At 68.5% G+C, this 17,545-nt stretch carries 19 protein-coding genes; 9 read left to right on the forward strand and 10 right to left on the reverse strand.

Annotated features, from left to right (window positions below; translation table 11 throughout):
* Position 1 precedes the first annotated feature (1 nt).
* The 4 genes from ACAG24_RS12775 to ACAG24_RS12790 all read right to left on the reverse strand — a co-directional run bounded on the left by ACAG24_RS12775 (position 2) and on the right by ACAG24_RS12790 (position 3,429).
* On the reverse strand, positions 2–955 hold the full coding sequence (locus tag ACAG24_RS12775) for an AAA family ATPase (RefSeq protein ID WP_370473424.1): 954 nt from the start codon (positions 953–955) through the stop codon (positions 2–4).
* Complete coding sequence (locus tag ACAG24_RS12780; RefSeq protein WP_370473425.1) at positions 952–1,434, reverse strand: hypothetical protein; 483 nt, start codon at positions 1,432–1,434, stop codon at positions 952–954. The genes ACAG24_RS12775 and ACAG24_RS12780 overlap by 4 nt, the downstream gene beginning before the upstream one ends.
* Positions 1,431–2,369: a DUF4129 domain-containing protein gene (locus ACAG24_RS12785; protein ID WP_370473426.1), complete on the reverse strand. Its 939-nt coding sequence runs from the start codon at positions 2,367–2,369 to the stop codon at positions 1,431–1,433. Before ACAG24_RS12785 ends, ACAG24_RS12780 begins: the two co-directional genes overlap by 4 nt.
* 61 nt (positions 2,370–2,430) lie before the next feature.
* Positions 2,431–3,429, reverse strand: a complete 999-nt coding sequence (locus ACAG24_RS12790; RefSeq protein WP_370473427.1) for a L,D-transpeptidase — start codon at positions 3,427–3,429, stop codon at positions 2,431–2,433.
* Positions 3,430–3,608: 179 nt separating this feature from the next.
* Between ACAG24_RS12790 and ACAG24_RS12795 the strand changes: the two genes are divergently transcribed.
* Complete coding sequence (locus tag ACAG24_RS12795) at positions 3,609–3,905, forward strand: thiamine-binding protein (RefSeq protein WP_370473428.1); 297 nt, start codon at positions 3,609–3,611, stop codon at positions 3,903–3,905.
* A 10-nt stretch (positions 3,906–3,915) separates the two neighbouring features.
* On the opposite strand, the gene ACAG24_RS12800 is transcribed toward ACAG24_RS12795, so the two are convergent.
* Positions 3,916–5,001 carry a glycosyltransferase gene (locus ACAG24_RS12800; protein WP_370473429.1) on the reverse strand — a complete coding sequence of 362 codons (1,086 nt, stop codon included), beginning with the start codon at positions 4,999–5,001 and terminating at the stop codon, positions 3,916–3,918.
* A 150-nt stretch (positions 5,002–5,151) separates the two neighbouring features.
* Here ACAG24_RS12800 and ACAG24_RS12805 point away from each other — a divergent pair, with 150 nt between their 5' ends.
* Positions 5,152–5,784 (forward strand): DUF4232 domain-containing protein, encoded by a 633-nt coding sequence (locus tag ACAG24_RS12805; RefSeq protein WP_370473430.1) that lies wholly within the window; start codon positions 5,152–5,154, stop codon positions 5,782–5,784.
* A 13-nt stretch (positions 5,785–5,797) separates the two neighbouring features.
* Here ACAG24_RS12805 and ricR read toward each other — a convergent pair whose 3' ends face one another.
* Positions 5,798–6,133: a copper-sensing transcriptional repressor RicR gene (gene ricR / locus ACAG24_RS12810; protein ID WP_370473431.1), complete on the reverse strand. Its 336-nt coding sequence runs from the start codon at positions 6,131–6,133 to the stop codon at positions 5,798–5,800.
* A complete protein-coding gene (locus ACAG24_RS12815) occupies positions 6,130–6,753 on the reverse strand; it encodes a DUF305 domain-containing protein (RefSeq protein ID WP_370473432.1) in 624 nt (207 codons plus the stop codon). The genes ricR and ACAG24_RS12815 overlap by 4 nt, the downstream gene beginning before the upstream one ends.
* A gap of 77 nt (positions 6,754–6,830) precedes the next feature.
* Between ACAG24_RS12815 and ilvD the strand changes: the two genes are divergently transcribed.
* A complete protein-coding gene (gene ilvD / locus ACAG24_RS12820; protein WP_370473433.1) occupies positions 6,831–8,537 on the forward strand; it encodes a dihydroxy-acid dehydratase in 1,707 nt (568 codons plus the stop codon).
* On the opposite strand, the gene ACAG24_RS12825 is transcribed toward ilvD, so the two are convergent.
* The gene (locus ACAG24_RS12825; protein WP_370473434.1) at positions 8,538–9,788 is read right to left on the reverse strand and encodes an HNH endonuclease signature motif containing protein; all 1,251 of its coding nucleotides are present in this window, start codon (positions 9,786–9,788) and stop codon (positions 8,538–8,540) included.
* A gap of 245 nt (positions 9,789–10,033) precedes the next feature.
* On the opposite strand from ACAG24_RS12825, the gene ACAG24_RS12830 reads away from it, so the two are divergent.
* The 5 genes from ACAG24_RS12830 to ACAG24_RS12850 all read left to right on the forward strand — a co-directional run bounded on the left by ACAG24_RS12830 (position 10,034) and on the right by ACAG24_RS12850 (position 15,591).
* Positions 10,034–10,645: a LysE family translocator gene (locus ACAG24_RS12830; protein ID WP_370473435.1), complete on the forward strand. Its 612-nt coding sequence runs from the start codon at positions 10,034–10,036 to the stop codon at positions 10,643–10,645.
* Positions 10,646–10,727: 82 nt separating this feature from the next.
* Positions 10,728–11,156 carry a hypothetical protein gene (locus tag ACAG24_RS12835; protein ID WP_370473436.1) on the forward strand — a complete coding sequence of 143 codons (429 nt, stop codon included), beginning with the start codon at positions 10,728–10,730 and terminating at the stop codon, positions 11,154–11,156.
* 21 nt (positions 11,157–11,177) lie between these two features.
* On the forward strand, positions 11,178–12,824 hold the full coding sequence (gene abc-f, locus ACAG24_RS12840) for a ribosomal protection-like ABC-F family protein (RefSeq protein WP_370473437.1): 1,647 nt from the start codon (positions 11,178–11,180) through the stop codon (positions 12,822–12,824).
* 326 nt (positions 12,825–13,150) lie between these two features.
* The gene (locus ACAG24_RS12845) at positions 13,151–14,731 is read left to right on the forward strand and encodes a hypothetical protein (protein ID WP_370473438.1); all 1,581 of its coding nucleotides are present in this window, start codon (positions 13,151–13,153) and stop codon (positions 14,729–14,731) included.
* Positions 14,732–14,895: 164 nt separating this feature from the next.
* Entirely contained in the window at positions 14,896–15,591 is a 696-nt protein-coding gene (locus ACAG24_RS12850) for a chymotrypsin family serine protease (protein ID WP_370473439.1), read from the forward strand.
* On the opposite strand, the gene ACAG24_RS12855 is transcribed toward ACAG24_RS12850, so the two are convergent.
* Positions 15,588–16,202, reverse strand: coding sequence for a TetR/AcrR family transcriptional regulator (locus tag ACAG24_RS12855; protein ID WP_370473440.1), 615 nt, complete (start codon positions 16,200–16,202; stop codon positions 15,588–15,590). The genes ACAG24_RS12850 and ACAG24_RS12855 overlap by 4 nt on opposite strands.
* An 85-nt stretch (positions 16,203–16,287) precedes the next feature.
* Between ACAG24_RS12855 and ACAG24_RS12860 the strand changes: the two genes are divergently transcribed.
* Positions 16,288–16,653: a DUF1330 domain-containing protein gene (locus ACAG24_RS12860; protein WP_370473441.1), complete on the forward strand. Its 366-nt coding sequence runs from the start codon at positions 16,288–16,290 to the stop codon at positions 16,651–16,653.
* Positions 16,654–16,665: 12 nt separating this feature from the next.
* Here the strand turns inward: ACAG24_RS12860 and ACAG24_RS12865 are convergent, their stop codons facing one another.
* Entirely contained in the window at positions 16,666–17,544 is an 879-nt protein-coding gene (locus ACAG24_RS12865) for a formylglycine-generating enzyme family protein (RefSeq protein WP_370473442.1), read from the reverse strand.
* Between the last annotated feature and the right edge of the window lies 1 nt (position 17,545).

Consider the following 17,545-nt stretch of genomic DNA (forward strand, 5'->3'; position numbering starts at 1 on the left):
CTCAGCGCGCCCTCGGCACGGGTGTGCGTCGCAGCAGTTCCTCGATCACGTCGGCGCCCTGGACCTTGCGGACCCACATCTCGGGACGCAGGCTGATCCGGTGCGCCATCGTCGGCACCGCAAGCGCTTTCACGTCTTCCGGGATCACGTAGTCACGGCCCAGCAGCAGTGCCCGCGCCCGAGCCAGCTGGACAAGGTCGAGCTCGGCGCGGGGACTCGCTCCGACGGCGACCTGCGGGTGCTGCCTGCTCGCCGCGGCGAGCGAGACCACGTACTGCACAACATCGTCGTGCACGCTCACCTGCTCGACCGACTCCTGCATGTGCAGCAGATCAGTGGCGTCGACGACCTGTCGGACCGTCACCGGCGCCGAGCCGCGGTCGAGCCGCCGCCGCAACATCGTGGCTTCCTCCGGCTCGGACAGGTAGTTCAGCTCCAGCCGAATCGCAAACCGGTCGAGCTGCGCCTCGGGTAGCGGATACGTGCCCTCGTACTCGATCGGATTGTCGGTGGCCAGAACGAGAAACGGCTCGGGCAAACGGTGGGTGACACCGTCGACGCTGACCTGCCGTTCGGCCATCGCCTCCAGCAGTGCCGCCTGTGTCTTCGGCGGGGTGCGGTTGATCTCGTCACCGAGCAGCAGGTTCGTGAAGACGGGTCCGCGACGGAACTCGAAGCGTCCCGACTGCATGTCGTAGATCGTCGAGCCCAGCAGATCTGCGGGCAGCAGATCGGGAGTGAACTGCACGCGGGTGAACTCCAAACCGAGCGCGGCCGCGAATGACTTGGCTATCAACGTCTTTCCGAGCCCCGGCAGATCCTCGACCAGCACGTGTCCGCGGGCCAGTACCGTCATCAGGATCAGGTTGAGGGCGCCGCGCTTGCCGACGACAGCCCTTCCGATCTCGTCGAGCACCGACTCGCAGCGGGCGGTCGTGACCTCGGTTGTGCTCACAGCCGCTCCAATCGCGCGAGGATCTCGTCGAGCGTGCGGCGACCGGGTCCGGGTTCCTGGCCGCCGGTCCGGGCGATGTTGTCCGGGTCCACCCACTGCCACAGCTCGTCGCCGAATACCATCCGGCCGGTGGAGTCGAAAGACCTGGAATCCTTGCCTTTTCGCCGACCCGCGGCCAACTCGAACTGACGGGCCAGCATGGGACGCAGCCTGCGATCCCAGTCCGCCCGCGTGGATTCCGACCACGAGATCAGCGTCTCGGTGCGCGACAACCATCGGCGCACCGCCGCCGCGGCGTCATCGGCCACGGCCTCTTCCTCCATCACCCCGTCGTGGTCCAGACGCGCGAGGACGGCGATCAGCACGCAGGCGATCGCGCCGCCGGTGACGGCGACGACGAGTTCACGCTCGAGCTGTGTAAACGCGAACGCCTGCACGGCGACGACCAGAAGCAGCCCTGCCGCAATCACTTTCGTCATGACACCGCCTGCAGTTCGTGCTGCACCGCACGCAGCGCGCGCACCGCGTCGGCGCGATGCGATTCGTTCATGACGTGCGGGCTGAACCGGGCCTCTTCGAAAAGTTCCACCAATTCGGTGGCGTTACCGGCCTGAAGGGCATGTCGATCGATCGCGCGGGCCAACACCTCCGACGGGGTGTCGGAATCCTGCGGTGTCGTGCCCGGCGACTTCTCCAGCTCGCGTTCCATCGCCAGATAGCACGCGATGATGGCCTCGCGGGGATCCCGGTCCGGGTCGTCCATCTCGGCGAGACCGAGCTCGGCCGCCCGAGCCAGGTCGGGTTCCGCCGCACCCCCCGGCGGCGGGGTCGAGGTCGTCGCGGGCGGCGGCGATTCGGCGGGGCGACGTCGCCGGCCGAACACCGTCGAGGCGATCGACAACAGCACCAGCACGACCGTGGCCGTCGCGAGAATCGCGAACACGCTGCCACCGTCGTCGTTCGAGCCCGGACGCGACTGGCCGCTGGCATCCTCCTGGGCTTGAGCGGCGGGTGCCCCCGTGTCGGCGGCGGGAGCGTCGTCAAGTGCGGGCGGCGCCGCCCATCGCATCAGCAGCAGCAACACCAGGGACCACGCGAGCAGCACGACCGCGGCGACAGCCAGCGACCGCCACGGCAGCGGCCCGCGCGCGCTACGCCACTGCCGCTGGGGTTCACCCGGCCCGGGGCGGTCCGTACGCCGAAGTGCCTGGGAGAGGATCGCGATAGCGATGACGGCGATCGACACGACCAGCATGACGACGACCGCGACGATGCTGCCGGACCCGGCCTCGAGCTCCTCGGAGTCGGGACGGCGCTGCGCGCCGGGCAGGTAACCCCGCAACGCGACGAGGGCCAGAGTCATCAGCACGATCACCGCGATCGTGCGTCCCACTGCCCTGTCGTCGCCCCTCATCGCCCCTCAGCGCCATCGTGGCACGGGAGGCGCGCCGGATGACGCGGAAAGGGTTACCCCGTCAGAACATCTGCCAGTCGGAGGCGCCGTCGGGTTGCGTGTAGAGCCCGCCGTCGGTGTTCTTGATGACCACGGCGTCGCCGCTGCCGAAGTTCTGCCGGAACCACGCCGCGTCTTCGGCGCTGAGGTTGATGCAGCCGTGGCTGACGTTGCTGTAGCCCTGCGACCCCTCCGACCACGGTGCGCCGTGAACGAAGATGCCGCTGTTGTCGATGCGGACCGCGTCCTTGACCTTCAGCTTGTAGCCCTCACCGGAGGGGTCGTCGACCGGGACACCGTAGGTCGAGGAATCCATCACGATGGTGTCGAACTTCTCCAGCACGTAGTAGGTGCCGTTCTTGGTGTCGTACCCGGGCTTGCCCATCGAGACGGGGAACGTCTTCTCGAGAACGCCGTCGCGCATGATCTCCATCTGCTTGGTGTCGTTGTCGACCGTGGCGACCAGCTGCTCGGGAACGGAGAAGGTCGACTTCGTGCCCGCGGCGTCGATGTTCACGACGGTGCCTGCGGGCCAGAAGTCCTGCGGGCGCCAACGCACCTGGGTGTCGCTGGTCCAGTAGAAGCGGCCGGGCACCGGCGGGACAGACGAGATGTGGATCGCATCCTCGGCCATCTGCCGGTTGGCGATCGGGCGCTGGAAGTTGATGTAGATAGGCTTGGCCGCTCCGACGATGGACCCGTTGGTCGGGTTGAACGACGGCGGCACGAACGGGGGCTGGCCGACGAACGGCGTCGGGTTCTGTCCTGCCGGAGTGCCCTCGGGGATCGCCATCGGCTGGCCGGGGACGACGGCGAACGGGTCCGCCTCCGTCGGGCCCGCCGGGGTGGCCGGCGCGGGCGGTGGCGGCGGCGCGAACGGGTTCGGGAACACGAACGGCGCCGGCGGTGGCGGTGGCGGAGCGGGCTGGGCGAGTGCCGACGGGGCACCCAGCGTCAATCCCGCGACCACGCCCGCTGTCATCAGCAGGGCGATGAGTCGTCTCCTGTTTCGCTGCCGCATGCGTATACCTCCAGTCCAGCGACTGACCCCAGTGTGGCACAGCACCAAGTTCGTTCCTGCTGGCGAAGGCAACCGCCGGACCCCGGTGCCCTCTCTGCCGAGGGTCTTGACCTGCACTGATCATCGCCTGCGGAGCCGCTGGCGTTACGCAGGCCACCGCAGGAGGTGAGACTGGAGTCATGATCGTCGCGTTCAGCATCAGTCCATCCGGCGCCGATGAGACCGGAGGAGTCGGTGACGCCGTCGCCGAAGCCGTCCGGATCGTGCGGGCGTCCGGGCTGCCCAACGAGACCAATGCGATGTTCACCAACATCGAGGGCGAGTGGGACGAGGTGATGGCGGTCGTGAAGCAGGCCGTCGACGCCGTGGCGGCGGTGTCTCCGCGCGTAAGCCTGGTGCTCAAGGCCGACATCCGGCCTGGCTTCACCGGTCAGCTCACCGCGAAGGTGCAGCGCATCGACGACGCACTCGCCTGACTACAGCCGACTACGCCGCTGCTCGGTAGGCCGACTCCACGACCATCCGCCGGTACAGAGCGACGTAATCGGCGACCATGCGGGGCAGACCGTGTCGCGCGACGGCGGTCTCGCGCACGACCTTGCGTGGCAGCTGCACGGCCTCGGTGATGGCCGTCACGAGCGCGTCGACGTCCTTCGGCGGGACCACGCGGCCGCCGCGGTCGTCGACGAGTTCGGGGATGCCGCCGCTGGCGAACGCCACCACGGGCGTCCCGCAGGCCATCGACTCCACGACCACCTGCCCATAGGGCTCCTCCCACGCCGGGGTGACCAGGGTCGCCGCGGCGTTGCCGACCAGAGCGGCGAGGTCTCGCTGGCCCAGGTGACCCACGTACGTGATGCGATCGCCGAGCCGAGGCTCGATGCTGCGCCTGAAGTAGTCGGGATTACCGACCGGTCCGGCCAGTACGAGGCTGCGCCCCGACCGCATCGCGGCCTCGACGGCGAGGTGCGGAGCCTTCTCTGCAACGATGCGGCCCGACCACACGAGATCGTCGCCGCCGGGGCCGAGGGGCCATCGCGAGGTGTCGACGCCGTTGGGTACCAATGCCATTCGTCGGATGCCGACGTGCTTCCACGATGCGGCGGACTGCCTGCTCACCGCGGCGAACCGCGCGCCGGACTTGGCGACGGCGCCTACTGCCGCTTCGAGCATCGGGAACGGCGGTGTGTGCAGCGTGGTGAGCATCGGCGTCCGCAGTCGCGGTGCGCTCAGCAGCGGCACGTAGTTGAGGCTGTGGTTGTGCACGACGTCGAAGCCGTTTCCCGGCTCCGCGAGTTCGGCCATCAGTTCGGCGAAGGCCTGGTGGTGAGACTCCTTGACAGCGCCGGGCAGCGGGAACGGCACAGAGGCGGCTGCGGTGCGCGGCAGCGTGCGTACGGTCAGCGCGGGATGACTCAGGGCCAGGTCGGAGTTCTCGGCAGCGAACAGCGTGACGGCGTGGCCGCCCCCGACCAGCGCACGGGTGAGATGCCAGACATGCGCCTCGATTCCTCCCGCGAACGGTTCCCGTATCGGAAAGTGGTTGTGTGCGATCAGCGCGACATGCAGCAATCGACACTTCCTTCGGGGCTGGTGGGTCCGGATGGGTCCTGTTGCCCGGTTAGGTACCCACGTCGACGCGTTTCCCTAACAACTTGTGATCGGTAGGCGCCGTGACCACGTCAACTGATGCCGTCGGGAACCAACCTGAAAGGACCACCCATGCTCGGACGCTCCGCCGCCGGGATCGTGACAGTCTCCGTGCCCGTGCTCGCGGCACTGCTGTTCGCGGGCTGCTCGAATGACCCCGCCGATACCCCGGCCTCGCCGTCAACCGTCACCGTGACCCCGTCGAGCGCTGCCCCGTCGGCCTCCGCAACGCAGGCACCGTCTGCCTCCGCAACGCAGGCGCCCGTACCGTCGGAAACCCCGGCGGCCGCGCCTACCGCCGCGGCGGAGCCAGGTGTGATCCCGCCGTGCTCGGACACCGCCCTCACGGTCAGCGCCGGCCCCGTCCAGGAGGCGGACACGCTGCGCCGCGTCGTCGTCTCGTTCACGAACACGTCGTCGCAGGCGTGCGGTCTGGTGAGCTATCCGACGGCCGACCTGCTCGGCGGGTCCGGCACCGTGCTGGTGCACGTGGCCAAGCGACCCGCCAACGCCGCACCGCGCCTCACGCTGGAGCCCGGTGACAACGCGGGCGCGGACGTGGAGTCCTCTACAGTCGACAGCTCGACGGGCGAAAAGTGCGGGCGGACAGGCACATTGGCTGTCATCCCGCCGGACAACACCCAGCAGCGCGTGCTCGAGGTGTTCCTGCCGATCTGCGACGCGACGATCAGCGCGGTCGGCTGATCTCTCGAACAGCTCAGGAACGCACGAGACGGGCGATCGCGGCCGACGCCTCGGCCAGCTTGGCGTCGGCCTCGGAGCCACCGGCGGCGACGGCGTGGGTGACGCAATGGCCGAGATGTTCGTCGAGCAGGCCGAGCGCGACCGACTGCAGCGCGCTGTTCACCGCGCTGATCTGGGTGAGAACGTCGATGCAGTACTTGTCCTCGTCGATCATCTTGGCGATGCCGCGCACCTGGCCCTCGATGCGGCGGAGGCGCTTGGCGTAGTTCTCCTTCTGCGCGGAGTAGCCGTGCTCGCCGGCTTCCGCGTCCGGCGTTTCACTCGGTGCCGAACTGTTCGCTGCGCTCACGGCATCCCCTCCAGCATCGTGTTCATCTGCGCGATCCGCGGTTGCAGTCCCGCCGCGATCGACTTGGCGACCGAGATGGCGTCGACGTTGGCGCCGTTGGCGACTTCGTTATCGGCGATCGTGACGCCGCCCTGGAGCTGACCGATCATCGACTGCAGCCACAGTTTGTCGAACTCCGGGCCGCGCAGCGACTCGAGCTTCGCGACGGTCGCATCGTCGACCGTGCCCGGGATCGACGGCTCGGGCGGGTCGTCCCCGGGCCCGGGGTCGTTCTGTGCGTCGGGATTCTCGTTCCACTGCACCAGGAACACGTTGAGGATGTTGACCTCGGGCTGCTGCTTGGCGACGATCTCGCCGGCCAGCGTCAGGAGCTCGGGATCAGCCGAGCGCTCCGACGCCAATGTGCACAGGTCGATGGCCTGCTTGTGGTGCCCGACCATGGTTTCGGCGAACGTGACATCCGCAGTGTTGTAGCCGGCCGGGGCGCCAGTGATCACGGCCGTCTCCGGGATCAGCGAACTGGGCGTCGCGTCACTGGACGCCTCGCCGTCGCCGCCGCAGCCCGCGAGCACACACAGCGCGGACAGCGCGGCGATCAGGCGAACGACGATCGGCGTCATGCGCACAGCGTACTAGTACCCCTCGGGGGTATCTACCAGGGTTTTAGGCGCGGAACACGCTGGCGCATAATCTCCCCATGCCCTCAGACTCCAACGACATCGACATCAAGCCGCGCAGCCGCGACGTCACCGACGGACTCGAACGGACCGCCGCCCGCGGCATGCTGCGCGCCGTCGGGATGACCGACGACGACTGGGGCAAGCCGCAGATCGGTGTCGGTTCGTCGTGGAACGAGATCACCCCGTGCAACATGTCGCTGCAGCGGCTGGCGCAGGCCGTCAAGGGCGGCGTGCACGAGGCGGGTGGATATCCGCTGGAGTTCGGCACCATCTCGGTGTCCGACGGCATCTCGATGGGGCACGAAGGTATGCACTTCTCCCTCGTCTCGCGCGAGGTGATCGCCGACAGCGTCGAGACCGTCATGCAGGCCGAGCGCATGGACGGTTCGGTACTGCTCGCCGGCTGCGACAAGTCGATCCCCGGCATGCTGATGGCCGCGGCCCGGCTCAACCTGGCCAGCGTCTTCCTCTACAACGGCTCGATCATGCCGGGCACCGCCAAGCTCACCGACGGCACCGAGAAGGAAGTCACCATCATCGACGCCTTCGAGGCGGTCGGCGCCTGTGCACGCGGGCTGATGTCGCGCGAGGACGTCGACATCATCGAGCGCGCGATCTGTCCGGGCGAGGGTGCGTGCGGCGGGATGTACACCGCCAACACGATGGCGTCTGCCGCCGAAGCGCTCGGAATGTCGTTGCCGGGCAGCGCATCCCCGGTCGCGATCGATAAGCGGCGCGACGAGTACGCGCGTCGCTCCGGTGAGGCTGTGGTCGAGATGCTCCGCCGCGGGATCACCGCCCGCGACATCCTGACCAAGGAGGCGTTCGAGAACGCGATCGCGGTGGTGATGGCGTTCGGTGGCTCGACCAACGCGGTGCTGCATCTGCTGGCGATCGCGTGGGAGGCCGAGGTCGAGCTGACGCTGGCGGACTTCACGCGTATCGGGCAGAAGGTGCCACACCTGGCCGACGTGAAGCCTTTCGGCGCCTACGTGATGAAGCACGTCGACGAGATCGGCGGAGTGCCCGTTGTGATGCGGGCGCTGCTCGATGCCGGCCTGCTGCACGGTGATTGCCTGACGGTCACCGGCAAGACGATGGCCGAGAACCTGGCGCACATCGAGCCACCGGATCCCGACGGCAAGGTGTTGCGGGCGATGAACAACCCGATCCACCCCACCGGCGGCATCACGATCCTGCACGGGTCGCTGGCCCCCGAGGGCGCGGTGGTGAAGTCGGCCGGCTTCGACTCGGACGTGTTCGAAGGTACGGCAAGGGTTTTCGAGCGCGAGCGGGCTGCGCTGGACGCGCTGGAGGACGGCACGATCACGCACGGCGATGTCGTCGTCATCCGCTACGAAGGCCCCAAGGGCGGGCCCGGCATGCGCGAGATGCTCGCCATCACCGGCGCCATCAAGGGCGCGGGTCTGGGCAAGGACGTCCTCTTGATGACCGACGGCCGGTTCTCCGGCGGGACGACGGGCTTGTGCGTCGGCCACATCGCGCCCGAGGCGGTCGACGGCGGGCCCATCGCGTTCGTGCGCGACGGTGACCGCATTCGTCTGGATGTCGCGAACGGCACGCTCGACCTCCTGGTCGACGACGCCGAATTCGAGTCGCGCAAGGCGGGTTTCACGCCGCTGCCCCCGGTCTACAAGACCGGCGTGCTCGCCAAGTACACCAAACTGGTCGGCTCGGCGGCCGTCGGTGCGGTCTGCACCTAGCTAGTTGGGTGTCGGTGGCGGTGGTTCGAAGGGGTGGTACCACTTCCACTGCGCACGTTCGCCGGTCGGTCCTCGGTAGGGCGCGACCGCCGGTGGCGGGGTGGTCGGTGGGCGGGCCAGCGACCCTCGTTGCATGACGTCCCCGTCGCCGTCGGTGACGGTCAGAACGTGAGCCGGCCCGGCGATCGTTATGTCGCCTCGATGATGCGCGCGATGATGGAACGGACAGACCAGGGCCAGGTTGTCGAGTTCGGTCTCCCCACCGTTCTCCCAATGGACCAGGTGATGGGCGTGCAAACCCCGTGTGGCGCCACAACCGGGCACCACGCACGTGCCGTGGTCACGACGCTCCAGCGCGCGACGTAGCCGTCGGCTGATCGTGCGGGTGGCCCGCCCCGACCCGATCGGCTGACCGTCGCGTTCGAACCACACCTCGCAGGTGGCATCGCACAGCAGGTATCGGCGGTCGTCCCCGGAGAGCACCGGCCCCAGATGCAGGTTGGCGACCGACTTTTCGACATCGAGGTGCACGACCACGGTGGTGTGCTGACCATGCGGGCGCCGCGCCACATCAGCGTCCCAGCCTGCGTCGATCAAACTCATGAACGCGTCCTTGGCGGTGGGAAACGGCGGCGTTGGCGCGCCAGCCTCGGCATCTGCGTGGTCGCGTTTCCAGTCCCCGATCAGTCCATCTCGATGCGACGCGAGCGCCGCGTCGACCTTCGCCGCCTCGACGTTGTTCACCCGAATCCGATACGTCGTGTACTCGCCCGTGACCGATTTCGAGATCGACGGCCCCGGCTCGGGTTTCGGGTCAGGAACCGGCTTGGGCTCCAGCGCTACTGCCGTACGCAGCTGCGCCACAGTCATGCGCTCCGCGATATGCAGATAGTGCGCGTCCGATTCGGGACCGGACCTGTCGGCGATGACCTGCACCTGATCCAAAGAGAGGCGACCCTCTTGCAGAGCGACGGTGCAGCGCGGCAACTCCTCGGAACGGCGCGCGACCGTCATCACCGATGTCGCGTTGTGGGGCGACACCCCGATCTTCCAGGCGATCAACTCGGCCATGGACTTACATCCCGTCGCGGCCCACAACCCGTCCCGATCCATCTCCGCCGCGATCTCCACGATCCGACCGTCGATCGCATTGCGCTGCCCGGCAAGTTCCGACAGCTCATCGAACAACGCCTCCAATCGCAACCCCCGTGGGGGACTCGGTTGGAAGGACGGAAGAGTCGACGGGCGCACAACCCCATCATGCCCGGAGGGTCCGACAAGAAACGGCCACGGGACCGAAAGTGTTTCTGCAGCAGAACTTCTGCCGGCCAGCCCGGCTGCACTACCCCGCAGGCGGCTCGATCGGCGTCAAGCTGATCGGTACCCAATGGGTGCCTGGCCCTTCGCCCGGGCAGCCGGCTCCCCCGGCGACGAGCGGGCGCCCGTGTCATACCTTTTGCCTACGCATCGGGGGACCGCCCGGGCAGAATGAGCCGATGACGCTCGCCTTCCTGCTCACGTCCCTGATCGTCGTCGCGACCCCGGGCACGGGGGCTCTGTACACCGTGGCGACCGGTCTTGCGCACGGCACCCGGGCGGCGGTGCTCGCGTCGGTGGGGTGCACGCTCGGGATCGTGCCCGCGATGCTGGCTGCGGTCACAGGCCTCGCGGCGATCCTGCACAGCAGCGCCGTCGCCTTCCAGACGGTCAAGTGGGCCGGCGTCGCCTACCTGCTGTACCTGGCGTGGGCGACATGGCGCGACAAGTCCGAATTGGTCGCCGAAACAGCTGATTCCGTGCGGCCGAGTCCGTGGCGGATCACGGGGACGGCCGTCGCGGTCAACGTGCTGAACCCGAAGCTGACGATCTTCTTCTTCGCGTTCCTGCCGCAGTTCGTCGACCCGGCCCGTCCTGCGGTGGGTCAGATGCTCTTTCTGAGCGCGGTGTTCATGGCGATGACCTTCGTGGTGTTCGCGCTGTACGGTGCGTTCGCGGCCGGTGTGCGCGCCCACGTCATCCGGCGGCCCAGGGTCGTCACCTGGATGCGGCGCACCTTCGCCGCGACCTACGTGGCGCTCGCGGCGCGGATGGCAGTCACGTCGCGCTGACGGCGATAACGCGATGCCGGCAGCCCCCGACGTGAGAGCATCGCTGTTCAGCACACGTTTCGCATTCTTCGGTGGAGACAGCATGATCCGTACGTTGACCGCGGCTTCGGCAGCGATGCTCGCCCTCGGCCTGTCGGCCCCGGTGGCGGCCGCTCAGGGCGGCGACCAGACCATTCGAGTGATGGACGGCCAGATCCGCTGCTTGATCAGCGCCGACTTCGAAGGGCAGGGTCGCCCGATGACGATCTGCGGGCGCGCCGACGGCAGCCCGTTCCAGACCTCGCCCAAGAACCTGAACCTCGCCGTGGTGCAGGGGACGGGGGAGATGTTCTACGAGGCGGGCGCCATCACCCCTCCCCCGAATTCGGACGTGGTGCTCGGCACCGGCCAGACGTACAAGGTGAACGGTTGGACGGTCAGGACTGAGGAACTCCGGACGCTGATCTACTACGACGACGGCCGTCACGGGATCTCCGTCAAGCCGGTGGAAGTGATGGCCGTCTGGATCTGAGCGGGGTGCGACGATGAGCGCATGACCGCAACGCTCGTCGCGAAGAACGTGGCGGGCGGATTCGCCCACCGCACCCTGTTCGAGGGCGTGGACCTGACGGTGGCGCCGGGCGACGTGATCGGCGTGGTCGGCGTCAACGGCGCAGGCAAGAGCACGCTGTTGCGAATCCTTGCCGGCGATCTCGAAGCGCTCGACGGGGCGGTGAGCCTCGCACCGGCCGACGCCTTCGTCGGATGGCTGCCGCAGGAGCACGAGCGAGTCCCCGGGGAGACCGTCGCCGCATACATCGCTCGCCGCACGGGATGCAGCGCCGCGACCGACGCCATGGAGGCGGCCGCCGCGGTGCTGACAGATTCGGCGGCCAGCGCGGACGCCTACTCGGCAGCGCTGGATCACTGGCTTGCCACGGGCGCGGCCGATCTCGACGACCGGCTGCCCGCGGTGCTGGCCGACCTCGGTCTGGACACCGAGGCGATCGTGCCCGACTCGACGCCGATGACCGCGCTGTCCGGCGGGCAGGCGGCACGGGTGGGGCTGGCGGCGTTGATGCTGTCGCGATTCGACATCGTGCTGCTCGACGAGCCGACGAACGACCTCGATCTCGACGGTCTGGCGCGTCTCGAACAGTTCGTGCAGGAGCTACGCGGTGGCGTGGTGCTGGTGAGTCACGATCGAGAGTTCCTCGCTCGCACCGTAACCCGCGTCCTCGAGCTCGACCTGGCCCAGAACACGACGGCCGTCTTCGGCGGCGGCTACGACAGCTACCTCGAAGAGCGCGAGGTCAATCGCCGACACCGGCGCGAGCAGTACGAGGAGTTCGCCGAGAAGAAGGCCGATCTGGTGGCCCGCGCCCGCACCCAGCGGGAATGGTCGAGCCAGGGTGTGCGCAACGCGATGCGTAAGGCTCCCGACAACGACAAGAACCGTCGCCGCGCACAGACCGAGTCCAGCGAGAAGCAGGCACAGAAGGTCCGTCAGATGGAAAGCCGGATCGCCCGGCTTGCAGAGGTCGAGGAACCGCGCAAGGAATGGACGCTGCAGTTCACGATCGGTGCCGCACCGCGGTCGAGTGCCGTGGTCGCAACCCTCGACGAAGCTGTTGTGCGACAGGGAGATTTCGCGCTGGGGCCGGTGTCGCTGCAGATCGACGCGGGTGAACGGGTCGGCATCACGGGTCCGAACGGGGCGGGCAAGTCGACGTTGTTGCGGTTGCTCCTGGGCCGTCAGCAGCCCGACGAGGGACGCGCGAGTCTCGGGGCGAACGTGGCAGTCGGCGAGATCGACCAGGCCCGTTCGTATTTCACCGGTTCGGCACGTCTGGTCGATCGGTTCGAGCAGCGTGTGCCGGACTGGACGACTGCGGATGTCCGCACACTGCTCGCGAAGTTCGGGCTACGCGCCGACCACGTGGAGCGTGCGGTCGACGACCTGTCGCCCGGCGAGCGGACGCGTGCGGGGATGGCGTTGCTGCAGGCGTGCGGCACCAACGTGCTGGTCCTCGACGAGCCGACCAACCACCTCGACCTCCCGGCGATCGAGCAGCTCGAGCAGGCCCTGGACTCGTACGACGGTGCGTTGCTGCTGGTGACGCATGATCGCCGGATGCTGACCAACGTCCGGTTGGACCGCAGATGGCGCGTCGATGCGGGCCGCGTCGACAAGATCTGACACGGCAAGCGGCGACATCAAAAGCCAGCCGCAACTTTGTTGTGGCAAAGTCAATATGACAAAACAAGGCAACGCGCAGAAACTGCCCATTATTTGCTCAGGCGGCAATATTGCGACGGCAGTCTAAGGTCGATATACGTGTTGATACGGCCCTTTATCGCCGACCGTAATAACTGAATTCGTCAATTTTTCTATCGCTGATCGGATATCAGGTCAATCCTTGACCTGCTGCCAGCAAAGCCCTTACATTGCTGCTGATAACTGTCAGCGAACTCACAGAGCAACCGCCGCTGGGGCCTGACACATCACGCCAAAGGGGGCGGTTCATGTCGAAACCGGAGAGCAAGCGCACGACAGGTGTGTCGGCTCGTCAGTTCCTCACCGCAGGAATGGGTAGCGCGGCCGTGGTCAGCGCAGGCCTGCTGTCAGCCGGTCTGCTCGACGACGCTGGAGCCGCCACAGCGGCGCCGGAAGTGCAGCTGATGTCGACAGAGTCCGCCCTTCCCGACGACTGGTGGTTGCTGCACGGCCAGCGTGGAAGCAGCGACTCGGCGAACTCGAATGCCCTCTTCGGCCCTGCGGCCATGGCCGTCACGAGCGCGAACGGCAACTTCAACATCTTCCGCGTGGTCGGCCCTGGTGGCTGGTTGATCGGAAACGGCATCGACGCGGTGGCCGGCTGCGAAGGGGCCGCATGCAACGGCGGCAACGCCGGTCTGCTGTTCGGCAACGGCGGCAAGGGATTTGCCGGCGGCCGTGGCGGTGACGGCGCGCTGTACTTCGGCAACGGCGGGGATGGCGGCCAGGGCGTGAACGGCGGCGAGGGTGGCCGCGGCGGCAACGGCGGCTTGTTCTTCGGCAACGGTGGCAACGGTGGCCAGGGCGGAACCGGCATCAACGGCACCGAGCCAGGAGAAGAGGGCCAGGCCGGTGGCAAGGGTGGCGCAGGCGGCACCGGCGGATTCTTCTTCGGCTCCGGCGGGGCCGGCGGCAAGGGCGGCACGGGCGGTGACGGTTACACCGATCCCCTGGGCATCGACGAAGCCGGCGACGGCGGCGACGGTGGCGATGCCGGTGACGGCGGTGCTGGTGGCTTGTTCGGAAAAGCAGGGCCCGATGGCAACGGCGGCGACGGCGGCGACGGCGGCGACGGTCCTCTGGGTGTCGATGGCGTCGGCGGTAACGGCGGCGACGGCGGAACCGGCGGCGCGGGCGTCATCGGCGGCACCGGCGGCGACGGCGGCCTCGGCGGCCTCGGCGACGAGGGCTTCGGAGGCGGTCAGGGCGGCGACGGCGGCACCGGCGGCGAGGGCGTGGTCGGCGGTGTCGGCGGCAGCGGCGGGACCGGCGGCTCCGGTTCGGCAGGCTTCGAAGGTGGCCAGGGCGGCTCCGGCGGCGACGGCGGCGAAGGCTCGTCGACCGGCGGCGCCGGCGGTACCGGCGGCCTCGGTGGCTTCGGCGGCCAGGATCTCGACGACAACGCCAGCGGTGGCGCCGGCGGCCAGGGCGGCGAGGGTGGTGCCGGCGGCGAAGGCGACGTCGGCGGCGCAGGCGGCACCGGCGGCGACGGCGGCACCGGTGGGGAAGGCGGCGAGAACGGTGCAGGCGGTGAGGGCGGCACCGGTGGTGCCGGTGGTCTCGGCGGGACCGGCAGCCCCGGTGAGGGCGGCGACGGCGGCACCGGCGGTGACGGTGGCACCGGCGGCGACGCTCTCGAAGGCGGCACAGGCGGTGACGGCGGCGCCGGTGGTGGCGGCGGCACAGGCGGCTTCGGCGGCAGCGGGGATGTGGGTGAGCCCGGCGATCCCGGTGACGACGGAGACGACAACGACGGCACCCAGGGCGGCGAAGGCGGCGCAGGCGGTTCCGGCGGAGCCGGAGGCGACGCAGCGGGAGCCGCGGACTGACCGCGTCTGAAAGTTGAGTGCGTGTCGGCGCACATCCTGCCCACCAGCAGGGTGTGCGCCGACCTCGTTTCCCGGGCATGGTCGGTGCCTGGAGCGGCCCAACTTGCCTCGGCGACGCGATCTTCGCAATAGTCGACCCCGGGGGGAGAGGACGAAGGATGTCGATGCGAAACCGATTGAGGCTCGCCGTTCGTGCCGCGGGGGCTGCACTTGCCGCGATGCTGGTCGCGCAGATGCCCGCGGCCCACGCCCTGGGCGAGTACCCGGTGGCGAGCCCGGGGGCGTTCCTCGTGAGCACGGTGCTCGCGAGCAACGGACAGCCCTATCAGTGCACCGCCGGGTTCACCGTCCGCACGGCGAGCGGAGCGCCGGGAATGCTGACCGCGGGGCACTGCCGCCGCGACCCGGCCAACGACACGGTGTTGCAACGCACGCCGACGGGCGACCGGTTCATCGGGCGCTATGTCCGGTGGGAGGTGCTGCCCGGCGTGCACGACATGGGCCTGGTCGATCTCGCGGGCAGTTCGGTGCCCCTCGTGAGCGACGTGGACGCGATGCGCGTGACCCGTGTGATGAATGCCGAAGACCTCCGCCGCGAACAACCCCAACTGTGCAAGTCCGGCGCGCGCACCGGGCTGTCGTGCGGCCCGATCACTGCCATCACCGAGACGCAGGTGTCGTTCCGGGCGTGGGACGACCTCGGCGACTCAGGAGCACCCGTGTACGCCCGCCACCCCGATGGCACGGTCGCCGCCGTCGCGATCCTGCACGCCCACAGCGACGACGTGTTCGGCCGCATCGTTCATGCCTCGCTGGTGGCGCCCGTCATGGCCAACTGGGGTTTGACGGCCTGGAGTTAAGGCGCGACCGGCGCCAGACTGCGTTCCACGGCTCGCGCCACCTCCGCAGAGAGCTCGGCGACCGAGACGTCCCGAGCTGTGGACATCGACATCATCGCGGTCCCGCGCAACAGGCCGATGACGGCGACTGCCGCCACCGTCGGATCGACGGTTCGCCCAATCGAGCCGTCAATCAGCCCGTCCCGAATGAGTGCCGAGATGTGCTCTCGGAACGCCGCATCGCGTTCGGCGAACAGCGCTCCGAGTAGGGGTTCGGCGCCCGCGGACTCAGCCCACATCTTCAAGAACGCTTCCGAACGTGGCGATCTCTCGTGCATTCCGCCGAGATAAGTCCTGATGAACTGGGTCAACCGGCCCAGGCCCGTCGGCGAATCGGTGGCCACGTCGAACTGCTGTGTGTAGCGGATCAGTTCTTCCAGCAGCCGCGTCTTGCTTCCGAAGTGGTGGTTGACGATTCCGCGGCTGTACCCGGCAGCCGCACCGACGGCAGCCAACGACACCGCGTGCGATCCGTGGGCAGCGACGAGGGCGGCGGCCGCGTCGAGCACCCGGCTCCGCGTCTGCGCGCTGCGTTCGGCCTGGGTGCGTCGGACGGCTCGCCCCTGCGTCATGGCCGACATTCTCCTCGATCCCAACTTGTCGGTGCGCAGCCTTATGTTGTGTGTCGTATAGCAAGTAACTACGAACGGAGACCCCATGTCTGCCCTCGACCCTTCTGACCTCGATCGCTTTGTCGCCGCAGATCCCACCGCCCCGGTGGTGATGCTGAATCTGGTGAGGTTCGTGCCCGGCGGCGCCGACAAGTACGCGCAGTACATCCGGCAGTTCAGCAGTTCCGGCATCAAGGAGCGCTACGGGGTGGCGGTCGTCTACGGCGGCGCCGGACACCCGTCACTGGTCCCCCCGGAAGGCGGCGATTGGGACATGGTGGCGCTGTTCAGTTATCCCAGCAGGCAGCATTTCGTCGACATGGTCAGCGACCCGGACTACCAACAGTTCGAGCATCTCCGGGCCGAAGCGGTGGCGACGGCCGTGCTGCAACCCACGACGCCGGCGCTCTGAGGATTACGACCGTCAGGCGATGCAGCGGAAGCCGATGTGGGTTGTCGCGCTGTCCTGGGACTGCGACGAGCGCGCGGCGGGCCGGTAGCGGTGGCAGTACTCGGGGGCGCACAGGTGCGAGCCGCCCTTGAGCGTCTGGTTGCGCGTCGGATCACCCGACGGCGACGGAGGGCAGCACCCGTTCTCGGCCGGCCGGTCGAGTCGATGCCGGCGGCTGTACGGGGTCGTGGTCCATTCCCAGACATTGCCGATCATGTCGACGAGGCCAAAAGCGTTGGGCGGGAACGTACCCACTGGGCTGGTGCCCGACCAGCCGAGGGCGCCGTCATTGCGGTAGGGAAACTTGCCCTGCCAGGTGTTGGCCATCAGCCCCCCGCCCGGCCGCACCTCGTCGCCCCAGGCGTACGCGGTCGTCGAGCCGCCCCGGGCCGCGTACTCCCACTGCGCCTCACTGGGCAACCGGCGTCCGGCCCACGCGGCATACGCCGCGGCGTCGGGATAGGCGATCTGCACGACGGGATGGTCGAGACGGTCGTCTATCGAGGACTCCGGACCCTGCGGATGCCGCCAGCTGGCGCCGGGTTCCCACGTCCACCACTGCCGCCAGTCCCGCAGGTTCACCGGACCGGCGGTAGCGCGGAACACCAGCGCGCCCGGGACGAGGTCGGCTTTCGGCACCCCGGGGAAATCGGCGGGATCCAGGGCCCGTTCGGCGACGGTCAGATAGCCCGTGTCGTCGACGAACGCGGCGAACTGCCTGTTGGTGACGGGGTGACGCTCGATCGCGAACGGGCCCACGGTCACGGTGTGGACCGGCGCCTCCTCGGGATAGAAGTCGACGGATCCCATCCGGAACGAGCCACCGGGAAGGTCGACGAGCTCGGTGAGCATC

Origin of the sequence: Mycobacterium bulgaricum, from assembly GCF_041287165.2 — a bacterium.
GTDB classification, from domain to species: domain Bacteria; phylum Actinomycetota; class Actinomycetes; order Mycobacteriales; family Mycobacteriaceae; genus Mycobacterium; species Mycobacterium bulgaricum.